Below are 20,777 nucleotides of genomic sequence, written 5' to 3'. Positions count from 1 at the left end.
GTTGGCTGTTCGGTATTCCTCTCCCACCCCCTTGTGGATGCGCCGAGGAGCGGAGGTCCAGACGGATCAGGGCAAAAACTTGTTTGAGCCGCAGGCGAGTTGTTTTTGACCCCGGCTGGACCGAGCACCACAGGTTGCCCCGGAGCGAAGCGCAGGGGACGCAGAAACCAGGGTCGCCTTTTCTTTGCTTACTTTCTTTTGGCGAAGCAAAAGAAAGTGAGTTGCATGCCGGGCAACCCCCGGCCAGCAACCCTCAGCAAAGTACGCTCCATCAAATCAACACAACCTTACCCCACCACCAACCTCAAAAAAGTAATCTCCGAAGGCGCCCCAAACCGTTTGGGCGGCCCCCAGTACCCCGTCCCGCGGCTCGTATAAACCCACAGGTTCTGCAGCTTGTGCAAGCCCGCCGTAAACGGCTGCTGAAACCGCACAAACAGATTCCACGGATAAAACTGCCCGCCATGCGTATGGCCCGACAACTGCAGGTCAAACCCCGCCTTGGCTGCCGCCGCCGCACTGCGCGGCTGGTGCGCCAGCAGCACGCGCACAGCCTCCACCGGCGCACCACGCAGAGCCGCCTCCGGGTCACTGCGATGGGATGGGTCAAAATGCCCGCCGCTGTAGTCCGTCACTCCCGCCAGCACCAGCGGCGTGGCGTCCTGGCCTGCAGCAAGAAGTGGCGGGCGAATCACCACGTGCTGGTTCAGCAGCACCGTCAGGCCCAGCCGGCGCAGCTCGTCGATCCACGCATGCGCGCCCGAGTAGTACTCGTGGTTGCCCGTCACAAAATACGTGCCGTGGCGCGACTGCAGCTCAGCCAGCGGCGCGACGTGCGAGGCCAGCTCGCTCACCTTGCCGTCCACCAGGTCGCCCGTAATGGCCACCACATCGGCGTCCAGTGCATTCACCTTGTCGACAATACGGCGCAAGTACGCCTGCTTGATGGTTGGCCCCACATGGATGTCGCTGATCTGCGCCACGGTAAATCCCTGCAGCGCGGCGGGCAGGCCCTTGATGGGCACATCCACCTTCACCACGGCGGCCGTGCGGCGTGCATTCAAAAACCCCAGCACGGTGATCAGCCCGCCCAGCAGCGGCACCGCCTCGGCCGACACCGTGCGCAGCCATGCCAGCGGCAGGTGGCCGGGCGCCACGGCATCGGCCAGCCACAGCACCAGCAGTGCCGCGTCACGCGCCACCGTCAACACCAGCAGCGACGAAAACAGGCCCATAAAAAGCAGGCCCGCCCAGGTCAGCACATCGGCCAGAGGCTGCTTGGCCACGCGGCCGGCCATCAGCCCCAGCGGCATGACGAAGGCCGACACCAAAAGCACCGCGGCAAACAGCCATTGCCCTGCGGGATACGCCCCCAGCCCGGGGAGAAGGCGTGCACCAATGTAAACATGGAGCAGCGCGGTTACAAGCGCCAGCGGCAGGAAGTTCATGAAATGTCCAGGGTAATGAGCCCTGCACATGGGTACGGGCCGCGCGCATTCAATGCCGGGGCCGCTTTAAAGCGGGGCTTCCGCGCCGCGCAAACACCGCCCACGGGCGCCACAAATTGCGGCCAGCGTTTCATACGCTCACAAGTGCGACAAAGCGTGCGCGCGAATCAGCCCCTTCGCACGCTACCCTCGGCCATCTTTCTTCGCCCTCATTTTCCGCACCGGTCGCCCGTTGTCTTTCTGCCCATGACTGTTGCCATACAGGCCACCACTCCCGCCACCTTCGAAATCAAAAGCGCCAACCTGCCCCTGGTGGCTTTGCTGCTCAAGTCCACCGACCTTGTCGCGCTCGCACAGGAGCTGCAGGCCCGGTTTGGCGACATTCCCGACTTTTTCGACCAGGACGCGCTGATGATCGACCTCTCGCCCCTGCAGTCCGCTGCTGCGCGCAGCGGGCGGGCGGTGGGCGACATCGACTTTCCCGCCCTCATCACCCTGCTGGGCAGCTACCAGCTGGTGCCGCTTTCCGTGAAGGGCGGCAACCCCGCGCAAATGGCGGCCGCCCTGCAGGCCGGGCTGCTACCCGTGCCCGACGCCCACCTGCTGCCTGACCGCCCCGCTGCGGCAGCCCCGGCGCAACAGCCACCACCGCCCGTGGTGGTGGCGGCGCCCGCCGCCCCGCTGGGCGCCCTGGTGGTCGACAAACCCCTGCGCTCCGGCCAGCAGGTGTATGCGCGCGGCCGCGACCTGGTGGTGCTGGCCATGGTCAACGCCGGCGCCGAAGTCATTGCCGACGGCCACATCCATGTGTACGCGCCGCTGCGCGGCAAGGCCATGGCCGGCGCGCGCGGCAACACCGAGGCACGCATTTTTTCGCTGGCGCTGGAAGCCGAGCTGATTTCGATTGCCGGCGTGTACCGCACCGCTGAACACCCGCTGCCCGAAGGCCTGGCGGGCCAGCCCACGCAAGTGCGACTGGTGCCCGCCGAAGAAGGCCAAGAAGGCGACAGGCTAGTCATGAATGTATTGGCTGCCTGAACACGAAGCCTTCAACCCACGTATGTTCCCGCGTCTTCATGCCGCTCATGCGTAAACCCGGCATACCCGTTCCCGTTTTCAAAAGGACTTTTATCTGATGGCAAAAATCATTGTGGTCACCTCCGGCAAGGGCGGCGTGGGCAAAACCACCACCAGTGCCAGCTTTGCAACCGGCCTCGCCTTGCGCGGGCATAAAACCGCGGTCATCGACTTCGACGTAGGCCTGCGCAACCTCGACCTCATCATGGGCTGCGAGCGCCGCGTGGTGTACGACCTAATCAACGTCATCCAGGGTGAAGCCACGCTCAACCAGGCGCTCATCAAAGACAAGCAGTGCCACAACCTCTTTGTGCTGGCCGCCTCGCAAACCCGCGACAAGGACGCGCTGACAAAAGCCGGCGTGGAAAAGGTGCTGAAAGACCTGGGCGAGATGGACTTCGAGTACATCGTCTGCGACTCCCCCGCCGGCATTGAAACCGGCGCGCTCATGGCCATGCACTTTGCCGACGAAGCGCTCATCGTCACCAACCCCGAGGTCTCCTCGGTGCGCGACTCCGACCGCATCCTCGGCATGCTTTCAAGCAAGACCAAACGCGCCATCGACGGCGGCGACGCCATCAAGGAACACCTGCTCATCACCCGCTACAACCCCGGCCGTGTTGACCAGGGACAGATGCTCTCGCTTGAAGACATCCAGGACATCCTGCGCATCAAGCTCATCGGCGTGATCCCCGAATCCGAATCCGTGCTGCAGGCTTCCAACCAGGGCGTGCCGGCCGTGCACATGAACGGCAGCGATGTGTCCGAAGCCTACAAGGACGTGGTCGACCGTTTCCTCGGTGACAAGGACAAGCCCATGCGTTTCATCGACGCGCAAAAACCCGGCCTCTTCAAGCGCTGGTTCGGGGGGAAATAAAACGATGGCGTCCTTCCTGTCCTTTTTTCTCGGCGAAAAGAAAAAAACTGCCAACGTCGCCAAAGAGCGGCTGCAGATCATCCTGGCGCACGAGCGCACGGGGCGCGGCCACGAGCCCGACTACCTGCCCGCGCTGCAGCGCGACCTCATCGCCGTGATCGCCAAGTACATCCGCATCGACCCCCACGACATCAAGCTGCACCTGGAGCGGCAGGACAACCTGGACGTGCTGGAAGTGAAGATCGAGCTGCCCGACAAGAAAGAAAAAACCGGCGCCTCAGCCGCCGCAGCCCGCAAATAGCGCACGCCAAGGAACCCGCCTCGGCGCCTGCCCCGCAATTGACAAAAGGCAAGCCCGGCAACACAACTCAGGGCTATCATCATTTGATGTTGATCGAGACCTTCGGTGCTGCGCGCGACATGGCACGCCTGGCGGAAATCGCCGGTGTGCTGATTCGCCACGGCTTTGGTGACAGCGTGCGGCGGCTCGGCCTGGCCGACAAGCTCGAGCGTGCCGGCCATGCCCTGAACTGGGGCCACGTGGCAGACCTTGCCCGTATCAGCCCGCCCGAACAGGTGCGCCTGGCGCTTGAAGAACTCGGCCCCACCTTCGTCAAGCTCGGGCAGGTGCTTGCCGGCCGTGCCGACCTGTTCGGCCCCGAATGGATCACCGAGTTCGAGAAACTCCACAGCCATGTTCCGCCCGTGCCGCTGGCGCTGCTGCTGCCGCAGCTGCGCGAAGACCTGGGCGGCGAGCCCGAGGCCGTTTTTGCCCGCTTTGACACCACGCCGCTGGCCGCCGCCTCGATTGCGCAGGTGCACCGTGCGCAGCTGCATGACGGCACTGAAGTCATCGTCAAGATCCGCCGCCCCGGCATCACCGAAGTCATCGACGCCGACCTGCGCCTGATGGACCGGCTGGCCTCGCTGGCCGAAGCCGAGCTGTCCGCGCTCAAGCCCTACCACCCGCGGCAGATCGTGCGCGAGCTCGCCAAATCGCTGCGCCGCGAGCTGGACCTAGCCGCCGAATGCCGCCATGCCGAGCGCATCGCCCTCAACATGGCGCCGCTGCCCTACATCGTGATCCCGCGCGTGCACTGGGCCCACACCGGCCTGCGCATCAACGTGCAGGATCTGGTAGACGGCGTGCCCGGCAGTGCGCTGGACCAGCTCACGCCCGAAGCCGGCTTTGACCGCAGCGAACTTGCCCGCCGCGGCGCCCACGCCGTGCTGAAGATGATTGTGGAAGACGGCCTTTTCCACGCAGACCCGCACCCCGGCAACGTGTTTTACCTGCCCGGCAACGGCATCGCCTTTATCGACTTCGGCATGATCGGCCACCTGACCGAGCGGCGGCGCGAAGAGCTGCTGCAGCTGCTGCTGGGCCTGGTCGAACGCCAGCCGCAGGCCGTAGCCGACGTGCTGCTTGACTGGACGAGTGATGAGCACGGCACCAACCTCTCGCAGCTCGAGGCCGAAATTGAAGCCTTTGTCGACCAGTACCACAGCACGCCGCTGGCCCAGCTCAGCCTGGGGCAAATGCTGTCCGACGTCACCGCCATCCTGCGCGACCACCACCTCGGCCTGCCGCCCGACCTGGCGCTGCTGATCAAGGCTTTTATCTCGCTCGAAGGCATGGGCCGCGGGCTGGACCCGGGCTTTCACATGGCCACCGAAGCCACGCCGCTGCTGCAGCAGATGGTGCGCGCGCGTTACGAACCCGCGGCACTTGCCAGCCGCGGCTGGCAAACGCTGAGCCGCGCCATGGCGCTGGCCGGCCAGCTGCCGCACGACTTGACGCGTCTGCTGCGCAACGCGCGCCGCGGCCGCGTGCAGGTGGGCATTGAGCTGGCCCACCTCAAACGCGTGGGCGACCAGCTCGACCGCGCCGCCAACCGGCTGGCCATGGCCCTGGTGATTTCGGCGCTCATCATCGGCTCGTCCATCGTCATGACCGTCAAGGGCGGCCCCACGCTGTTTGGTTTGCCGGCGTTCGGGTTCGTGGGTTTTATGGGCGCCATGGCCGGCGGCCTGTGGCTGGTGCGGGCTATCTGGCGCAGCAGCCGCGGCCGCAACAGCGACGACGAGAACTGAGCAGCGCTATCTTTTCAGGAGCTGCCCGCGCCCGTTATTAAAGGCTTGCAGGCCTTTTTTGCTCAAGAAAACGCGCCTTGCGGCCCGCGGGAAACCTACAGCTTGAGCTGCGCCGGCAGGTACTTCGCCATCAAATCGTCGTAATACGGTTTGAGCTCGGCCAGCACCGGCGGCCTGTCGTTCTTGGAATAGAGGTCGTAGGGGTTGAACTTCTGCACCCACTCCATATGCGCCGCATCCTGCGCGTCCGTCAGGTGGCGGTACTGGCCCTCACGGTGCCAGGCGTAAAACGAGTGGTAGCGAATCATGTAAAGCGCCGGCATCGGCAGGTGCGCCTTCAGCAGCTGGTACAGGTATTCGTCATGGCCCCAGGACATGTGCACCGCGTCCAGCCCGCAGCCGGGTGCATACACGCCGAACTCGCTGTTGTAGCGCGCATCCCTGCTGTCGGGGTTCAGGTCAAAGTATTCGGGGTAGACGATGCGGTCTGAAAATTTGCAGCCCACCGGAAAGGTGTCGCCCACCACGGCCCACTGCGGCTCGCCGAACAGGCACAGCACCTTGCCCAGGTCGTGGATAAAACCCGTCAGCACAAACCAGTCGGGGTGGCCGTCGGCGCGAATCGCCTCGGCGGTTTGCAGCAGGTGGCTGATCTGCGGCAGCTCGATGTCCGGGTCCGATTCGTCCACCAGCGTGTTGAGGAACTCCAGCGCGGCCCAGGGCGTCATCTCGCGCTGCGAAAACGCCAGCCACTCGGCTTTTTTGCGCTGCACAAAGTCGTAGGTCTGGTTCTGGTGGTTGTTGCGGTAGAAGGTGCGCACACGGTCCAGGCCGGGCTGTGCGTAGTCGCGGTAAGCCGCGCGGTCAGGTTCACTGGCCAGCAAGGGGGCTGCCGGGGCGTTGGGAGTGGTTTGCGGCATGACGGCGTTCATCGTGCCATTGTAGGAAGCCCGGCCCCTGCGTGCAAACCCGGCTGTCGCCGCGGTTTGCCGGGGTTATATTGGGCCCGGCCTCGATCCCCCGCCAGCCACCGCCCGAAAGGCTTTATGCGCCGCAGACATTTCCAGCACCTTGTGGCCACTGGCCTTCTTTTCGCGTCAGCCTTGCTGGCCGGCGCCGTCCACGCGCAAGACGCCAACCCCAAGATCGGCGTGCTCATGCTGCACGGCAAAAACCCCGGCAGCAACAACGACCCCAACATGAGCCGCATCAAGCCCGTGCTGGAAGGCGCTGGCATGCTGGTGCTTTACCCCGACATGCCCTGGTCGCGCGGCCGCTATCTGGACGGCAACTGGGACAAGGCCATGGCCGAAATGGCCGGGCACGTCAAAACCCTGCGCAGCCAGGGCGCCACGAAAATCGTCATTGCCGGCCACAGCATGGGCGTGCCCGCCGCCATGGGCTTTGCCGCGCGCGGTGGCGACGTGCAGGCGCTGGTGCTGCTGGCGCCCGGCCATGTGCCGGCGCGCTACTACGCGTCGATGCAAAACAAGATCGTGCGCGAAAGCGTCGACGAAGCCCGCGCACTGGTTGCCGCCGGCAAGGGCGATTCGCGTGAACGCTTTTCCGACATCAACCAGGGCAAGCAGCTGAACGTGACGGCCACTGCGAAAGACTACCTCAGCTACTTCGACCCCGAGTCCGACGCCGACATGGGCGTCACCGCTCCGCGCATACCCGCGGCCACGCCGGTGCTGACGGTGGTGGGCGACGAAGACGGCATCAGCAAATACGCACGCCCCTACTTCGTCGACAAGCTGCCCGCCAACCCCAAAAGCCAGTACCTCGAAGTCAAGGCCAACCACCTCACCACACCGGTCGTGGCCAGCGAAGCCGTGGTGCAGTGGATCAAAACCGCGACAGCACCATGAAGCGCGAGAACGCCAGCAGCGCTCACCATTCATGCTATTGGTTTGATAGCTGCTTGCGCCCGTCCTGATTGGGTTGCAGCCCTGTTTTTTTTAAATAAATCCCGGAACATCCTCACAGGAACCCCGCCATGACGTCGCATTCACCCGCACGGTACCTGTGGCTGCGCCAGGCACTAGCCGCTCTCCTGCTGTTGTGCACGGCCGTGGCCGGGAACGCACAGGCGCAAAGCGCGCCCCGCGTGGTCGACATTCCCACCCGCCCGGGTGTCACCCAGCGCTTTGTTTACATCGCAGCGGCCGCATCCCCCAGTCCGACCAGCCCTAACTCCGCGCCCAAGGCCTCCGTCATCCTGTTCGCCGGTGGCCATGGCGGTTTGCAAATCAATGACAGCGGTGGCTTCGGCCGGGGTGGCAACTTCCTGGTGCGTACGCGCCAGCAGTTTGCCGACGCCGGCTTTGCGGTGGCGGTGATTGATGCGCCGTCAGACAAGCAGTCGCCGCCCTTCCTGGCTGGCAACAGGCAAACGCCCGAACACACGGCCGACGTGCTGGCCGTCATCGCCTGGCTGAAGCAGCAATCGCCAGTGCCCGTGTGGCTGGTGGGCACCAGCCGCGGCACCCAGTCGGCCGCCTACATCGCCACCGAGGCGGCACCGGCGCAAGGCGGGCCCGACGGCATCGTGCTCACGTCCACCATGCTGACCGACAACAGCGGCCGCGCCGTGCCCAAAATGCCGGTGGAGAAACTGACGATTCCTGTGCTGGTGGTGCACCACGAACAAGACGGCTGCAAACTTTGCGCCTTCAGCGACATGCCGCAGCTGATGAACAAGCTCGCCAAAACACCCAAGGCCGAGCTGCTGACCTTCACCGGCGGCCAAAGCCGGGGCGACCCCTGTGAGGCCATGGCGTACCACGGCTATAACGGGATTGAGGCCGAGGTGGTCGGCAAGATCAGCCGCTGGATGGCCGCGGCCAGGCCTTAGGGCCTCGCGCCCGCTTCGGCCTCCGGCCAAAGATTGGGAAAGTAAAAGCGCAATGCATGCTGCGGCACGCCAAAACGCAACTTGCCATGGGGCGAGTCCGTGGCCAGCAGACCGCGCCTGAGCAACGCCGTAACCTGAGCCGTGGCAAGGCGCTCACCCAGGCCCAGCAACGCCTTGAACTCGCTTCGCTCAAGCTCGGACTGCGTGAGCAGCAGGTAGTGCAAGGCCCGCAGCGACTCACTGCGCACGCCCTCCCGCACCACGTTTTCCTCAAAGGCAAGGCAAGCAGCAATACGGTCTTTCATTCCGGCCATATCAAGCAAGCCCGTCATAAACCGCACCTGGTCCAGACACAGGCTCAATACATAGCCAATCCAGGCAATCAGCGCACGCTCCGAAAGATTGCCGCGCCCGTCGAGTGCGCCTGCGCGCGCCTCGTCGGCAGCAGCCAGATGGGCGTAATAGGCCTCATGGCTGCGGGCAAAGCCACGCAGCGGCGACCACAACCCGTTTGTCAGCCCCAGCGCGCCCAGCGCCAGGTGCGTGTGCAGCCGTGCCACACGGCCATTGCCGTCACGAAATGGGTGGATCCAGGCCAGACGGTGATGGGACGCGGCAATCGCCACGATCTGCAGCTCCCCGCGCCGCACACCGCCGTAAAAGCCACCCCAACGCCCCAGCATGGCACCAATGGCCGCGTGGGCAGGCGCCGCATGCACGCCCACGCTGACCTCACGGTCACGCAGCGCGCCCGGCATCAATACGTCGCCTTCAGGCAGCACCCGGTCAGCATCCGGCAAGCGGGCAAACAGGTCCTGGTGGATGTCCTGAACCATTTGCGCAGACCATACCTGGCCACCTGACCATTCGCTCCAGCCGGCCTCAATGGCGCGCTCGGTTTCCATGTGCGCCAATGCCAGCCGCTGGCGCCGCGCCTTGTCGGCATCGCGCGAATAGTCGTTGCGCAATGCACTTTCAATTTCAAACGGCAGCGTGTGCTGCCCTTCTATCTTGTTGCTGTAATAGGAGTTCATTGCCCGCAGCAGCTGACGAAGATCGGGTGGCGAGCCCTTGCCCGCAAGGCTACGCGCCTCCTTCTGCAGGTCGTGGGCCTGCTCCAGCAACGGCGCGAGGCGGTGCTCTCCCGGAAGCAGGGGTTCCATCTGCACAGGATCGTCATAGAGAAGGAATTTTTGCGACTTTGCGGGCATGCCTAAGTCTATGTCAACAAACAGTTTTTTGCAATTTGTGCATCTGTTTTTGCGACTTTATCTGCGGCTTTGGTAAGCCGGAATTCAGCCAGTCACCACCTGAAGCGTCGGCCTCAAGCCTGTTCGGGCTTGTCCAGCAGCTTGTCGTTCGGGCTGTTGCCCGCGGCGGTATGGTTGAGCGACAAGCTCACGCCCGCCCGTTTCTGCACGGTGTCTACCGCATCCGGGTCAGGCGCCACGCTCCAGGCCATGGCGGTGGTCAGCACCACCAGCGAAGGAATGGCCCGCAAATAGCGCGGGTGAAACAGGAAGTCGGCGATCTTTTTCATGGCGGGCCTTTCCGGGCGATGTCTGCAGGTGGTTGCCCTGCAGAAAAAAACAAGCGTTCATCCTGCGCCGCCAAACTTAGGGCCATGCGTCTGCCACGTTGCGGTTTGTAAGGAAATGCCTCAGCGGCAGGTAAAGACGCGCACAGCGCCGGCGCTGAGAGCGCCAAGCGCTATGGTATTGATAGCTGCTAGCGCACGTTCTGCCTGGGCTGCAGCCACTTTTTGTGATGAAAATGGCCGTTATTTCATTCCAAAAACCGGTTGACGCACGCCATCACCCCTTCGGCCTGGTCCTTGTGCGCCTCATGGCCGGCAAACGGAATGTTCAGCAGCTTCGCGCCGGGCACCTGTTCCGCCAGCTCAAACACACTGGCGCGCGACACCAGGTGGTCTTCATCGCCGCGAATCGCCAGCAAGGGGCAACGGATCTGCTTGACGCACTCGCCCGGGTAGCCGCTGGGGCCCTCGTCCAGCCACATCGGCACGACGGCATCAATCAGCGCCGCAAAGTCGGGCTGCGGGTTGACCGCGTTGTATAGCGCTACTGATTCAGGGAATTTTTTTGTCCAGCTTTGCGCCGTAACGCCGCCCAGCAGCTTGCGCACCGGGTCGTCGGGCTTGAGCATTTTGTCGGTGCCAATGGCAACCAGTTTGTCGATCAGTGACGCAGTCTGCGCAGCCATGCGCAACGCCGTGATGCCGCCGTCGCTGAAACCCACCACGCTGCAGCGCTTAACGCCCAGGTGCTTCAGCACAGCGGCCGCGTCAAGCGCCAGCCGCTGGTAGGTCACGCCCGCCGTACCCAGGGTTGACTTGCCGTGGCCCCGGCTGTCGATGCCGATCACGCGGAAGCGCTTCTGCAGCAGCGGCAGGGCGCTGTTGAAGTCCTTCATCGTGCCCAGCCCGCCGTGCAAAAACAGCAGCGGCGGGTCGGCGTTATCACCGTGAACCTCAAAGTAAATCTTCGCGCTGTCCAGCGTCAAATGGTCGCCGCTGTGGTGATCAAACTGCCCGGCCTTCACCCCCGCCGCGCGGCTGAACGTGTCCGCAGCCATGTCAGCGCCCCGTCGTGCCGCGGCGCGACTGCAGCTGGTTGCTGCCGCCCACATGCGACTCCCGGTCGCTGCGGCTGTTGGCCGTGCGCTGGCCTTCGTTCTTCTGCGTGGGTTTTTGCTCACCCATCTGGTTGAAGTCGTTTTCAACCTTGCCGCCGCGGCCTGATGCCTTGGGTGTGCCGTCTTGCTCCATCGCGCCGCCGGCCTGGTTGCGGGCGTCCTCGGGCGCAAGTTGTTTGCTCTGCTTGTTTTTTGCGTTCTGTTTGTTCGGCATGGTGTGTCTCCAGATAAAGGGGGTTGAACAAGGGCCAGCGTGCAACAAGGCAACACCAACCCGCGTAACAACCATTCTGAAAACCCCCAACACCCGCCCATGTCAGACAGCGCCCCGTACCCAAGCGCGACAAGGCGAAGGGAAAGCAAGCCAGCTTGCTATGAATTAAATAGCTGCTCGCGCAGGCCCCATCTGGCCCAACGGCCCATTTGGCTTAAGGTCAGCGTTACATCAACCCGCAGATGTATCCGAAAACTGCGCCTCAATCTTGTGCCCATCCAGGTCCCGCACAAAGCAGCCGTAATACTGCGGCCCATACAAAGGCCGCGGGCCCGGCGCACCATCGCCAGTACCGCCCAGCTCCAGCGCCTTGGCATAAAACGCATCCACCTGCGCCTTCGACACAGCCAGAAAACCAAAGTGCGAGCCATTGCCCACATGCGCCTTGCCGCCATCGTGCGGCACGCCGACCCAGAACTCCGGATACGCCCGCCCGAACGCAATTGCCCCGGGGTGCTCCATGATCATCTTGATCTCCAGCGCGCCCAGCACAGCGGTGTAGAACGCCTTGGCGCGCTCGAAATCGTTCGTGCCGATGGAGACGTGGGACATGATGCTTTCGGGGAGGGAGGGAGTGGCGGCCATGGGCTTGTCCTTGTTGATGAAGAAGGAAAAGCTTAGCTAGCCAGGTCGTCCCTGGCAATGAAGACCCCAGCTTCGCGATGAGTATTAACGCGGTGCCGTTCAGCAGCTCAGGAATGATCGAAATCCGATCAGCTTCTGCCAGCTTCCAGATCAGAAAGCAGCGCAGCCTCAGCCTGGTCCAGCGCCACTTGTTGTTCAGCCTCGATCGGTGTTAGCGCTTCAGCCTCGAGTCGAAATAAGTGGTTCAACAAAAGAAATTCTGCCAATGCGTTCCTATGTTCATGATCAAGCTCTACATGGGCGCGAGGATTTCGGTAAGCAATATATGCTGACGTAAACAATCCCCCCCGTCCACTACGCTCACCTTGATCAGTTCGTTTCCAAACAAGCAACGCGTTTGGTCCAACGAACGCCTGTGAAAAGAGCTTTGCACCATGTTCATCAAGTCCGGTTCGCTTTCTCACCAAATCCTCTAACCGCCGATATCCGACAAGTAGACAGCTATCAGGCTCCGCTTCAAACTTCAGGGAAATATCTCTGATGCGAGGGTCAATCAGCGCCAGAGGCATCACGGGAGGGAATCGCGACCATCCAGAAAACCTTCTATCCTGATTTAGGACTTCCCGAAATTGATATACGTAGTCGTGAAAGCGTCGAGGTCTTAAAGGTCTCGCCGACAAAATTCCCTCGAGATCTTTCCGAGTAAGCGCCGAGTAGTCGATCCGGTCGAGAAGATCGCTAGAGACGGCATACTCGTCTATCTCGACGCCATGCTCATCAAGAAGCAGCAAGACCTCAGCAAATGTTCGAGGACCTTCGCCACCATACCCAGATGCAAAGCCAGATTTAATCGCGATCTGCTGCCCATAGTCATAGGACAAGAGCAGGCAATGACTTGTATTGCAAGTAAGTATTCGAGCCTCAGTAATGTGCTCCCCGAACTGCAGCAATCGCCTTACGGCGTTTAAGCAGGATGATGAAATCCCCGCAAGCCCTGCATATTCAATGCCAGCATTTCGCCTCAGTTCACGGTTCTTCCGATCCTCAAAGAACGTCAACCACCGAATCAAAATATTTTTCACCTTGGCGCTCCCGGAATTACTTTTCTTATCGAATTGCTGCACCGGTCAGCTAGGTTAGTTCTTAGGCAAGAACTTTGAGCGAAGTAAAACTTCGTCACGGTGATATTCGAGGTAGCTTCTTTGCCCGGAAGAAAAGGAGCCAACATTGCGCTTATCTCCTGACGAAAGACCCATGCGCGTCAACGACTCTAGATGAGCCACTGGGGAAATTATGAGATCTCCATTTCCCTCAAATCCAATAAACCCTTGGTCAAAGAGGTGATCCATTGTTGGTGTGAGCAGGAGCCCATTCTCGCCATCCAGCCGTTCCTGATTAGAAGAGTCGCGCCACGGCTTGCAATGACTCGCGCGCAAATGCTCCTCCTTTGTGACGCCAGTTATCCGACACGCCCGCTCGAGCGTCATCACCCGTTGCTTGAAGAGCCCTTGGCCTCGGCGAGCCATCACTACAGTTTCTTTCTCGGTCTCAGTAATCTTGTTGTCTCTTTGAACCTGAGCAATCAGATGCTCTTCCCATTGAAGCTGAATAACCGAGGAATGGGCAAGGCCCGGCTCGCTCACGCGGAAGCCCAGCACCAAAGTTCGCGCTTCTGCGCCAACAAGGTCAACAAGCGCTGCGGCAAAAGCATCCGACAAATACGTGAGGTAAACACCTTGCATACCTATACCGTCAGGGCGTAGCGGTGCATAGACTGGTGGAAGCAAGGGCGCCAGCACGCTCATATAGTCAGACGGTCGAATTCGGGAACGCAGTTCAACGAACGATACGTCTACGCGCCAGCCAATACTTTCCCAATATGCACCAGTGGACCCAAATTCAGCGGGCTTAGGCGACTCCTGCGCATGAGATGCCGCTATTCCAATTGCGGCAATCAGAGTGCCGGCAAACGAGAAGATTACATCGCCCGGAGAGACCTCTCGCATGAAATCATAGAAAGGGTTTCGAGCTTGATTTGCCTTGCGTTTGGGTGACCAGAGATAACCACCGTCTACCTCTTGACGGTAAGTCTGATTCTGATTGACCCACCAGTAGCGCATCGGCGTCTTTACCGCTGCAATGGTTCGATTAAGGCAGACCAATACATTTCTGCTGCACCCTCAAAAGTGAGCATCTTCTTTTCAAGCCTGCTCATCATTCCAAGGGGCATAAGACCTTGGGTGCGGCCGTCATCCATCAAAGAGAGGCTTTCGTTATAACTTCCTTCTGTTATGCCGTTGCCACTAAATAAAATTTCAGTTCTGGAAAATCCGCTCGTCGAAAGCCAAATACCGCAATGGCATTTCCGCTCGCCGTCTATATAAATGGTGGCCTCGAATCCATTTGCATTCCGCTGTTGAAACGCAATTTCAATCTCCGCGTTTCGTTTCTGAAGTTCCTTTAGCGAGTTCTCAAAATAACCGGAGATATAAGCATAGGCCTCTCTAAGAAACCGATCCTTTTCCTTATCCGAAAACTTCTTCAGTATCCCGAGATTGCTAGAGCGCCAACTGTTCTTTGCTTCGGTATCTCTTGAAGCTGACTCGCCTATCTTTGACTGAGCAATTTCTGCTGTAGCGGCACTGCCCAAGGTAGAAATAGCACTCTTAATTGCCCGAACGACCTCTAGAAAACCGTCATCCAACGTAGGAAACTTGATTATTGGTTTTCCATCTGGAGGACTCGCTAACAATTTTCCAAATGGTAGATCATGCCAATCACAGGGCCTCAAAATAACAGGAATAACTCGTACTTCGCCTTTAGCGTGCCGCTCCAATGCTCGAGTCATTTCAACTTCGTAACAATAATTAGAAGCGATGAACTCTGGGCTAACCAGCAACAAAATAACATCCGCCTCCTGAAAATTCTTATCGATTGCATGATCTAACTCATCGCCAGCAATGAGTTGGCGATCATGCCAAGTCTCAATCAAGCCACGGCGCTTCAAGCCAGCTAAATGAACATCCAAATGATTCCTTAGGCCTTCATCAACGTGAGAATATGAAAAAGCGATGCGCGCCATGTTTAACCAATCTGACCTACGTTGTAATTGCCTGCTCCAACAATCGCAAGGTGATATAGATCGTGTCTGCGGTGTTGTCGCCGAGATAAACGGGATCGCCGTCTGAATAAGGCGGCAGATGATCGACCAGACTGTTGGTCTGAAATGAGATCGCCGCTAACTTACGCTCAACATTCTCATTCTGAGGGTCTTTTTCGTAGACCACGACATTGCCAACCAAAGTGCTATCAGTAAGAGATGTCGAGAACTTCAAGAAAAATCGACGACCTAAATACGTAATCGATAACCGCTCTGCCTCTTCATCACCTAAGGCACGTATCCAAGGCATCGCTTCGCGATGGTCTTTTCCGTCAAAGAAATCTATCGCAGAACTTCGAAATTCATCGAACGCTTTCTTCAGCCGAAGATAACTTCTGTTCCTTCTCTCACTTAGCTGTACGAGTTGATCCAGTGTCTCCATTTCGCCTCCTGAAAGGTCGTCGAATACTAATACCGGCTGCCCAAGCCGCACAGCAATTAGTGAAGGGCTTGTGACGGGTTTGAGGTAAACAAACTCAGCTCTTGAACTTGAACATCAGCGATCAGCCCCTGGATCTAGCTTGCCAGCTGCGAGGAAAAACTTTATTGCCCCGGCGAAGGCATAGTAATCCATACACCTTCAAGCTCACAAGCTGTGGCTGCTAAACGCCAATATTCACGCGTCAGCGTACTTCGACATCAGCGCCGACACAGCCGGCTTGGCACAACGCTGCAACGCCAGAAGCAAGGCATGGTCGGGTCGAGTCACCCTGTGACGGCTGCGCAGGTCGTCTTGGATCTGCCCCAACAAGGACGCCGCCATCTCCGCATCAGCCATAGCCCTGTGGGCACGGCCAGCTTTCGGCAGGCGGTGGTAGTCAATCAGCACGCCTAGCTTGTGGCTGGGTGCCTGGGGGTAGAGCCTTCTGGCGACCAGCATGGTGCAGGCAAAGGGCTGGGTGGCCTGCTCTCCTGCGCGGCTGAGTTCGGCCTCCCAGAACCTGCGGTCAAAAGAAGCGTTGTGCGCCACCATGGGTGCGTTGCCGACAAAGCGATTGGCTTCTGCCATAACCTCCTCGGCTGCGGGCGCAGCGGCAATCATGGCGTTGCTGATGCCTGTCAGGCTTTCGATTAAAGACGGGATGTAGCGCCCTGCGTTCATGAGGCTTTGAAACCTGTCGACCACCTGGCCGTGCTCGACCAACACGATGGCCACTTCGGTCGCGCGGTCACCCATCGCGGGCGACAGACCCGTGGTTTCAAAGTCGATGACGGCGATGCGGCTCATGGCTCAGGTGTATGTGGTCGCCAAAATGAAAACACCATGAAATGGACCCGCAGAGGTTCAAACTTCATGGTGTTGGTCAACCCCGGTGAATCAACGCATTGATCCGGGCCGGGCGGCTTGCTTACTTGTAGAACGACTCTACCTTGCCCTTCAACTTGATCATCAGCGGGTTGCCCTTGCGGTCGACCTTGTTGCCCACGGGCACCTTGATCCAGCCTTCGCTGATGCAGTACTCGGCAACGTCGTTGCGCTCTTTGTCATTAAAACGGATGCCGATGTCGTGCTCAAAGATCGCTCTGACGAAGTGCGGGCTGCGCTCGTCAGTAGAGAGGTGGTCGGGCAACGCTGGGCGTTCTGCTGTTTTGGTTTCTTCGGTCATGGTGTCAAGTAAGGGCTGAGTGATCGCTTAGACGTCGATGTTGGCGGCGCGCAAGGCGTTCTGTTCAATGAACTCACGGCGTGGCTCCACTTCGTCGCCCATCAGCATGGTGAAGACGTGATCAGCTTCGATGGCGTCGTCGATCTGTACGCGCAGCAGGCGGCGCACGGTCGGGTCCATGGTGGTTTCCCACAGCTGGGCGGGGTTCATCTCGCCCAGGCCTTTGTAGCGCTGGCGTGCGGTGGCGTTTTCAGCCTGGCCAATCAACCAGGCCATGGCCTGGCGGAAGTCGCCAATCTTTTCTTCCTTCTGGCGCTCGCCTTCGCCGCGCATGACTTTCGCGCCTTCGCTGATCAAACCGCGGAAGGTGGCGGCCGCATCGGCCAGGGTGGAATAGTCGGCGCCGTGCACAAAGTCTTGTGTCAGCACGCTGCTCTTCACGTTGCCGTGGTGGCGGCGGCTGATGCGCAAAATGGGCTTGTCGGTGCGGGTGTCAAACTCGCCAGCCACTTCGGCGGGGGCGCCGGTGGTGTTGAGTTCGCGCAACTTGGCCTGCAGCGTCACGGCAGACACTTCAGCATCGGCCACGGTGTCGAGGTTCAGGCTCACGCCGTCGGCAATGGCGCGCAGCGCTTCTGCGTCCATGAAGCCGCGCAGGCGGGCAATCACGGACTCAGCCAGCTGGTGCTTGCGGGCCAGTTCGGCCAGCGTCTCGCCCGTCAATACCGTGCTGCCTTCCGCACCGGTTTGCACAGACGCATCTTTCAGCGCGATGCGCAGCAGGAAGCCGTCAAGCGCCGCGGTGTCTTTGAGGTACTGCTCTTCCTTGCCGGCCTTGACCTTGTACAGCGGTGGCTGCGCAATGTAGATGTGGCCGCGCTCAACAAGCTCGGGCATCTGGCGGTAGAAGAAGGTGAGCAGCAGCGTGCGGATGTGGGCGCCGTCAACGTCCGCGTCGGTCATGATGATGATGCGGTGGTAGCGCAGCTTGGCAACGTTGAAGTCGTCGGTGCCTGGCGTGCCGCCAATACCGCCGGCCTTGCCGATGCCGGTGCCCAGAGCTGTGATCAGCGTCAAAATTTCGTTGCTGGTCAAAAGCTTTTCGTAGCGGGCTTTTTCGACATTCAGGATCTTGCCGCGCAGGGGCAGGATGGCCTGGAACTTACGGTCGCGGCCCTGCTTGGCAGAGCCGCCGGCGGAGTCACCCTCGACCAGGTAGATCTCGCACATGGCGGGGTCTTTTTCCTGGCAGTCGGCCAGCTTGCCGGGCAGGCCCATGCCGTCGAGCACGCCTTTGCGGCGCGTCATGTCGCGGGCCTTGCGCGCGGCTTCACGGGCGCGGGCAGCTTCGATGATCTTGCCGACGATGATTTTTGCGTCGTTGGGGCGCTCTTGCAGGTAGTCGTGCAGGAGGCGGCTCACGATGTCTTCCACCGGGCCGCGCACTTCGCTGGAAACCAGCTTGTCTTTGGTCTGGCTGCTGAACTTGGGCTCTGGCACCTTCACGCTCAACACGCAGCACAGGCCTTCGCGCATGTCGTCGCCGGTGACTTCAACTTTCGCTTTCTTGGCCAGTTCGCTGTCGTCGATGTATTTGTTGATGACGCGGGTCATGGCGGCGCGCAGGCCCGTCAGGTGGGTACCGCCGTCGCGCTGGGGAATGTTGTTGGTGAAGCACAGCACCTGTTCGCTGTAGCCGCTGTTCCACTGCATGGCAACTTCAACACCAATGTTGGTGCCCTGGTCGCTCTGGCGGTCGCCCATGGCGTTAAACACGTTGGGGTGCAGAACCGTTTTGCCTTTGTTGATGAACTCAACAAAGCCCTTGACGCCGCCGGCGCCCGCAAAGTCGTCTTCTTTGCCGGTGCGCTCGTCTTTCAGGCGAATGCGAACGCCGTTGTTCAAAAAGCTCAGCTCGCGCAGGCGCTTGCTCAAGATTTCATAGTGGAAATCGTTGTTCTCTTTGAAGATGTCGGTGTCGGGCAGAAAGTGGACTTCAGTGCCGCGCTTGTCGGTGTCGTCCATCACCTTCATGGGTGACACATCAACACCGTTGACTTGTTCGATGATGCGGTTTTGCACAAACCCGCGCGAAAACTCCATGACGTGCACTTTGCCGTCACGGCGAATCGTCAGGCGCAGCATCTTGCTGAGTGCATTCACGCAGCTCACGCCCACGCCGTGCAAACCGCCTGAGACCTTGTAGCTGTTCTGGTTGAACTTGCCGCCGGCGTGCAGCTCGGTCAGGGCGATTTCAGCGGCCGAGCGCTTTGGCTCGTGCTTGTCGTCCATCTTGATGCCTGTCGGGATGCCGCGGCCGTTGTCGGTGACGCTGACGGAGTTGTCGGTGTGGATGGTGACAACGATGTCGTCGCAATGGCCAGCCAGTGCTTCGTCGATCGAGTTGTCGACCACCTCAAACACCAGGTGGTGCAGGCCAGTGCCGTCGGACGTATCGCCGATGTACATGCCGGGGCGCTTGCGCACGGCCTCCAGGCCTTCCAGGATCTGGATGGAACCTTCGCCATAGGCTTCGGACGCGCCGGCCTGGTTGGTGTCGATCTTGGGCTGGAAATTGGAGCTTCCCTCGCCTGCAGCGCCGTCGTTGACGTTTACCTGATCGGCTTCGTTCGGTGTGTTTTCTTCAGTCATAGCCAGCTTTATTTCCGATCTTTTCTCGAATTGCTTCGATTTCTTCAATCTCTTGAATGACCAAACCCGCGGAGAGTCGCGGGTCTGGTTATTGGTTAGCGTGTGGTCAGCGCGTTAAATGCGCATCGGCATCACCACGTATTTAAAGGCTGCGTCGTCGGGGATGGTCAGCAGCGCAGAGCTGTTGGAATCAGCCAGTTCGATCTTCACCATGTCCTGGTCCATGTTGGCCAGCGCGTCGATCAGGTAGGTGACGTTGAAGCCGATTTCGATGGCGTCACCGCCGTAGTCGATGTCGAGCTCGTCGACGGCTTCTTCCTGCTCGGCATTGTTGGAAGCCACACGCAGGGTGCCGGGTTCGATGTTGAGGCGCACGCCCTTGAACTTCTCGCTGGTCAAAATGGCGGTGCGCTGCAGGCTGGCCAGCAGGGGCACGCGGCCCAGGGTGATGATGTTTTTGTGGTTCTTGGGAATCACGCGGTTGTAGTCGGGGAACTTGCCTTCGACCAGCTTGGTGACGAATTCCATGCCTTCGAAGCTGAACTTGGCCTGGTTGCCGGCGAATTGCATTTCGATGGCGCCTTCTTTGTCGCTGAGCAGGCGCTGCATTTCCAGAACCGTCTTGCGCGGAAGGATCACTTCCTGCTTGGGCACTTCAACGTCGAGCGTGGCTGAGGAGAACGCCAGGCGGTGGCCGTCGGTGGCGACCAGGCTCAGCTGCTTGCCTTCGGCGACGAAGAGGATGCCGTTGAGGTAGTAGCGGATGTCGTGCACCGCCATGGCAAACGAGACCTGGTTGAGCAGCTCTTTCAAAACCTTTTGCGGCACCGAGAAGCTGGGGCCGAAATTGGCGGCTTCCTGCACCAGGGGGAAGTCTTCAGCCGGCAGGGTCTGCAGCGTGAAGCGGCTTTTGCCGCCCTTGAGGATCAGCTTGTTCTGCGACGACTCGAGCGAGACGGTCTGGTCGCTGGGCATGGAACGCAGGATGTCGATGAGCTTGCGGGCACCCACGGTGGTGGTGAAGTTGCCGGCGTCGCCGTCGAGCTCGGCGGTGGTGCGGATCTGGATTTCAAGATCGCTCGTGGTGAGCTGCAGCTGGGCGCCAGTTTTACGGATCAGCACGTTGGCAAGAATGGGCAAGGTGTGCCTGCGCTCAACGATGCCGGCCACCGACTGCAGTACCGACAAAACTTTATCCTGGGTTGCTTTCAGAACGATCATGACTTCCTCTGTATATATCTTTAATTCTTTAATTCAAATTAGTAGTAGTAGATAAGGGTGGCGCCCATCTGTGGATAGTGCCATTTTCCCCTTTTTGATCAACCACTTGGCGTTTGTTTAACCATGTGTTCAGACGCCCCTGAACTGCACTGCTGAATATGAACAACTTTCGATTGTCATCTGCTTCTGTGGATAAGCCATGGGTTGTTCAAAAGTTGTCCCCAAAGTTATTGTGAGGGTGGCTGGGCTCTGTAAAACACCGTGAAAACC

21 protein-coding genes are annotated in these 20,777 nt (G+C 60.0%); 6 read left to right on the top strand and 15 right to left on the bottom strand.

Annotated features, from left to right (window positions below; all coding sequences use genetic code 11):
* Window positions 1-287: 287 nt before the first annotated feature.
* Entirely contained in the window at window positions 288-1,448 is a 1,161-nt protein-coding gene (locus tag AC1D11_RS21860) for a metallophosphoesterase (RefSeq protein ID WP_477651386.1), read from the bottom strand.
* Between the two features lie 246 nt (window positions 1,449-1,694).
* Here AC1D11_RS21860 and minC point away from each other — a divergent pair, with 246 nt between their 5' ends.
* The 4 genes from minC (at window position 1,695) to AC1D11_RS21840 (ending at window position 5,496) form a co-directional block, all read left to right on the top strand.
* Entirely contained in the window at window positions 1,695-2,486 is a 792-nt protein-coding gene (gene minC / locus AC1D11_RS21855) for a septum site-determining protein MinC (RefSeq protein ID WP_477648563.1), read from the top strand.
* 97 nt (window positions 2,487-2,583) lie between these two features.
* The gene (gene minD / locus AC1D11_RS21850; protein WP_348046637.1) at window positions 2,584-3,402 is read left to right on the top strand and encodes a septum site-determining protein MinD; all 819 of its coding nucleotides are present in this window, start codon (window positions 2,584-2,586) and stop codon (window positions 3,400-3,402) included.
* A gap of 4 nt (window positions 3,403-3,406) precedes the next feature.
* Window positions 3,407-3,703 carry a cell division topological specificity factor MinE gene (gene minE, locus AC1D11_RS21845; RefSeq protein WP_457281879.1) on the top strand — a complete coding sequence of 99 codons (297 nt, stop codon included), beginning with the start codon at window positions 3,407-3,409 and terminating at the stop codon, window positions 3,701-3,703.
* Window positions 3,704-3,789: 86 nt separating this feature from the next.
* Complete coding sequence (locus AC1D11_RS21840; RefSeq protein WP_477651384.1) at window positions 3,790-5,496, top strand: ABC1 kinase family protein; 1,707 nt, start codon at window positions 3,790-3,792, stop codon at window positions 5,494-5,496.
* 95 nt (window positions 5,497-5,591) lie between these two features.
* On the opposite strand, the gene AC1D11_RS21835 is transcribed toward AC1D11_RS21840, so the two are convergent.
* Window positions 5,592-6,428, bottom strand: a complete 837-nt coding sequence (locus AC1D11_RS21835; RefSeq protein ID WP_477648565.1) for an inositol oxygenase family protein — start codon at window positions 6,426-6,428, stop codon at window positions 5,592-5,594.
* Between the two features lie 114 nt (window positions 6,429-6,542).
* Between AC1D11_RS21835 and AC1D11_RS21830 the strand changes: the two genes are divergently transcribed.
* Together AC1D11_RS21830 and AC1D11_RS21825 are read left to right on the top strand one after the other, a co-directional pair.
* Window positions 6,543-7,367 carry an alpha/beta fold hydrolase gene (locus AC1D11_RS21830; protein ID WP_477648566.1) on the top strand — a complete coding sequence of 275 codons (825 nt, stop codon included), beginning with the start codon at window positions 6,543-6,545 and terminating at the stop codon, window positions 7,365-7,367.
* Between the two features lie 128 nt (window positions 7,368-7,495).
* The gene (locus AC1D11_RS21825; protein ID WP_477648567.1) at window positions 7,496-8,353 is read left to right on the top strand and encodes an alpha/beta hydrolase; all 858 of its coding nucleotides are present in this window, start codon (window positions 7,496-7,498) and stop codon (window positions 8,351-8,353) included.
* On the opposite strand, the gene AC1D11_RS21820 is transcribed toward AC1D11_RS21825, so the two are convergent.
* The 13 genes from AC1D11_RS21820 to dnaN all read right to left on the bottom strand — a co-directional run bounded on the left by AC1D11_RS21820 (window position 8,350) and on the right by dnaN (window position 20,507).
* Window positions 8,350-9,564 (bottom strand): Fic family protein, encoded by a 1,215-nt coding sequence (locus AC1D11_RS21820; RefSeq protein WP_477648568.1) that lies wholly within the window; start codon window positions 9,562-9,564, stop codon window positions 8,350-8,352. The two genes, AC1D11_RS21825 and AC1D11_RS21820, sit on opposite strands and share 4 nt — an antisense overlap.
* A 113-nt stretch (window positions 9,565-9,677) precedes the next feature.
* On the bottom strand, window positions 9,678-9,893 hold the full coding sequence (locus AC1D11_RS21815) for a hypothetical protein (protein ID WP_477648569.1): 216 nt from the start codon (window positions 9,891-9,893) through the stop codon (window positions 9,678-9,680).
* Between the two features lie 245 nt (window positions 9,894-10,138).
* Window positions 10,139-10,948 carry an alpha/beta fold hydrolase gene (locus AC1D11_RS21810; protein ID WP_477650377.1) on the bottom strand — a complete coding sequence of 270 codons (810 nt, stop codon included), beginning with the start codon at window positions 10,946-10,948 and terminating at the stop codon, window positions 10,139-10,141.
* Window position 10,949: 1 nt separating this feature from the next.
* Window positions 10,950-11,141, bottom strand: coding sequence for a hypothetical protein (locus AC1D11_RS21805; RefSeq protein ID WP_477650378.1), 192 nt, complete (start codon window positions 11,139-11,141; stop codon window positions 10,950-10,952).
* Between the two features lie 312 nt (window positions 11,142-11,453).
* Complete coding sequence (locus AC1D11_RS21800; RefSeq protein WP_477650376.1) at window positions 11,454-11,867, bottom strand: VOC family protein; 414 nt, start codon at window positions 11,865-11,867, stop codon at window positions 11,454-11,456.
* Window positions 11,868-11,995: 128 nt separating this feature from the next.
* Window positions 11,996-12,991, bottom strand: coding sequence for a TIGR02391 family protein (locus AC1D11_RS21795; protein WP_477651383.1), 996 nt, complete (start codon window positions 12,989-12,991; stop codon window positions 11,996-11,998).
* Between the two features lie 12 nt (window positions 12,992-13,003).
* Window positions 13,004-13,987 carry an HNH endonuclease gene (locus AC1D11_RS21790; RefSeq protein ID WP_477651491.1) on the bottom strand — a complete coding sequence of 328 codons (984 nt, stop codon included), beginning with the start codon at window positions 13,985-13,987 and terminating at the stop codon, window positions 13,004-13,006.
* Window positions 13,988-13,995: 8 nt separating this feature from the next.
* A complete protein-coding gene (locus AC1D11_RS21785) occupies window positions 13,996-14,949 on the bottom strand; it encodes a toll/interleukin-1 receptor domain-containing protein (protein WP_477651327.1) in 954 nt (317 codons plus the stop codon).
* Window positions 14,950-14,965: 16 nt separating this feature from the next.
* Window positions 14,966-15,409, bottom strand: coding sequence for a hypothetical protein (locus tag AC1D11_RS21780; RefSeq protein WP_477650018.1), 444 nt, complete (start codon window positions 15,407-15,409; stop codon window positions 14,966-14,968).
* A gap of 234 nt (window positions 15,410-15,643) precedes the next feature.
* Complete coding sequence (locus AC1D11_RS21775) at window positions 15,644-16,255, bottom strand: 3'-5' exonuclease (protein WP_477650019.1); 612 nt, start codon at window positions 16,253-16,255, stop codon at window positions 15,644-15,646.
* A 121-nt stretch (window positions 16,256-16,376) separates the two neighbouring features.
* Window positions 16,377-16,634, bottom strand: coding sequence for a DUF3297 family protein (locus tag AC1D11_RS21770; RefSeq protein ID WP_477650020.1), 258 nt, complete (start codon window positions 16,632-16,634; stop codon window positions 16,377-16,379).
* A 27-nt stretch (window positions 16,635-16,661) separates the two neighbouring features.
* Window positions 16,662-19,286, bottom strand: a complete 2,625-nt coding sequence (gene gyrB, locus AC1D11_RS21765) for a DNA topoisomerase (ATP-hydrolyzing) subunit B (RefSeq protein ID WP_477650021.1) — start codon at window positions 19,284-19,286, stop codon at window positions 16,662-16,664.
* A gap of 114 nt (window positions 19,287-19,400) precedes the next feature.
* Window positions 19,401-20,507 (bottom strand): DNA polymerase III subunit beta, encoded by a 1,107-nt coding sequence (dnaN, locus tag AC1D11_RS21760; protein ID WP_457281892.1) that lies wholly within the window; start codon window positions 20,505-20,507, stop codon window positions 19,401-19,403.
* Window positions 20,508-20,777 lie beyond the last annotated feature (270 nt).

It is taken from the genome of Polaromonas sp. P1_E11 (assembly GCF_056405995.1).
This window is presented reverse-complemented; position numbering and strand designations above follow the sequence as displayed.

Excerpts from the sequence above, each read along its gene's own strand:
- AC1D11_RS21805 (WP_477650378.1), bottom strand. The coding sequence starts at position 11,141 with ATGGAGCAAGACGGCACACCCAAGGCATCAGGCCGCGGCGGCAAGGTT.
- minE (WP_457281879.1), top strand. The coding sequence starts at position 3,407 with ATGGCGTCCTTCCTGTCCTTTTTTCTCGGCGAAAAGAAAAAAACTGCC.
- minD (WP_348046637.1), top strand. The coding sequence starts at position 2,584 with ATGGCAAAAATCATTGTGGTCACCTCCGGCAAGGGCGGCGTGGGCAAA.
- AC1D11_RS21820 (WP_477648568.1), bottom strand. The coding sequence starts at position 9,564 with ATGCCCGCAAAGTCGCAAAAATTCCTTCTCTATGACGATCCTGTGCAG.
- AC1D11_RS21775 (WP_477650019.1), bottom strand. The coding sequence starts at position 16,255 with ATGAGCCGCATCGCCGTCATCGACTTTGAAACCACGGGTCTGTCGCCC.
- AC1D11_RS21800 (WP_477650376.1), bottom strand. The coding sequence starts at position 11,867 with ATGGCCGCCACTCCCTCCCTCCCCGAAAGCATCATGTCCCACGTCTCC.
- AC1D11_RS21785 (WP_477651327.1), bottom strand. The coding sequence starts at position 14,949 with ATGGCGCGCATCGCTTTTTCATATTCTCACGTTGATGAAGGCCTAAGG.
- AC1D11_RS21835 (WP_477648565.1), bottom strand. The coding sequence starts at position 6,428 with ATGAACGCCGTCATGCCGCAAACCACTCCCAACGCCCCGGCAGCCCCC.
- AC1D11_RS21815 (WP_477648569.1), bottom strand. The coding sequence starts at position 9,893 with ATGAAAAAGATCGCCGACTTCCTGTTTCACCCGCGCTATTTGCGGGCC.
- AC1D11_RS21770 (WP_477650020.1), bottom strand. The coding sequence starts at position 16,634 with ATGACCGAAGAAACCAAAACAGCAGAACGCCCAGCGTTGCCCGACCAC.
- AC1D11_RS21825 (WP_477648567.1), top strand. The coding sequence starts at position 7,496 with ATGACGTCGCATTCACCCGCACGGTACCTGTGGCTGCGCCAGGCACTA.
- AC1D11_RS21830 (WP_477648566.1), top strand. The coding sequence starts at position 6,543 with ATGCGCCGCAGACATTTCCAGCACCTTGTGGCCACTGGCCTTCTTTTC.
- dnaN (WP_457281892.1), bottom strand. The coding sequence starts at position 20,507 with ATGATCGTTCTGAAAGCAACCCAGGATAAAGTTTTGTCGGTACTGCAG.
- AC1D11_RS21810 (WP_477650377.1), bottom strand. The coding sequence starts at position 10,948 with ATGGCTGCGGACACGTTCAGCCGCGCGGCGGGGGTGAAGGCCGGGCAG.
- AC1D11_RS21790 (WP_477651491.1), bottom strand. The coding sequence starts at position 13,987 with ATGCGCTACTGGTGGGTCAATCAGAATCAGACTTACCGTCAAGAGGTA.
- AC1D11_RS21780 (WP_477650018.1), bottom strand. The coding sequence starts at position 15,409 with ATGGAGACACTGGATCAACTCGTACAGCTAAGTGAGAGAAGGAACAGA.
- gyrB (WP_477650021.1), bottom strand. The coding sequence starts at position 19,286 with ATGACTGAAGAAAACACACCGAACGAAGCCGATCAGGTAAACGTCAAC.
- AC1D11_RS21860 (WP_477651386.1), bottom strand. The coding sequence starts at position 1,448 with ATGAACTTCCTGCCGCTGGCGCTTGTAACCGCGCTGCTCCATGTTTAC.
- AC1D11_RS21840 (WP_477651384.1), top strand. The coding sequence starts at position 3,790 with ATGTTGATCGAGACCTTCGGTGCTGCGCGCGACATGGCACGCCTGGCG.
- minC (WP_477648563.1), top strand. The coding sequence starts at position 1,695 with ATGACTGTTGCCATACAGGCCACCACTCCCGCCACCTTCGAAATCAAA.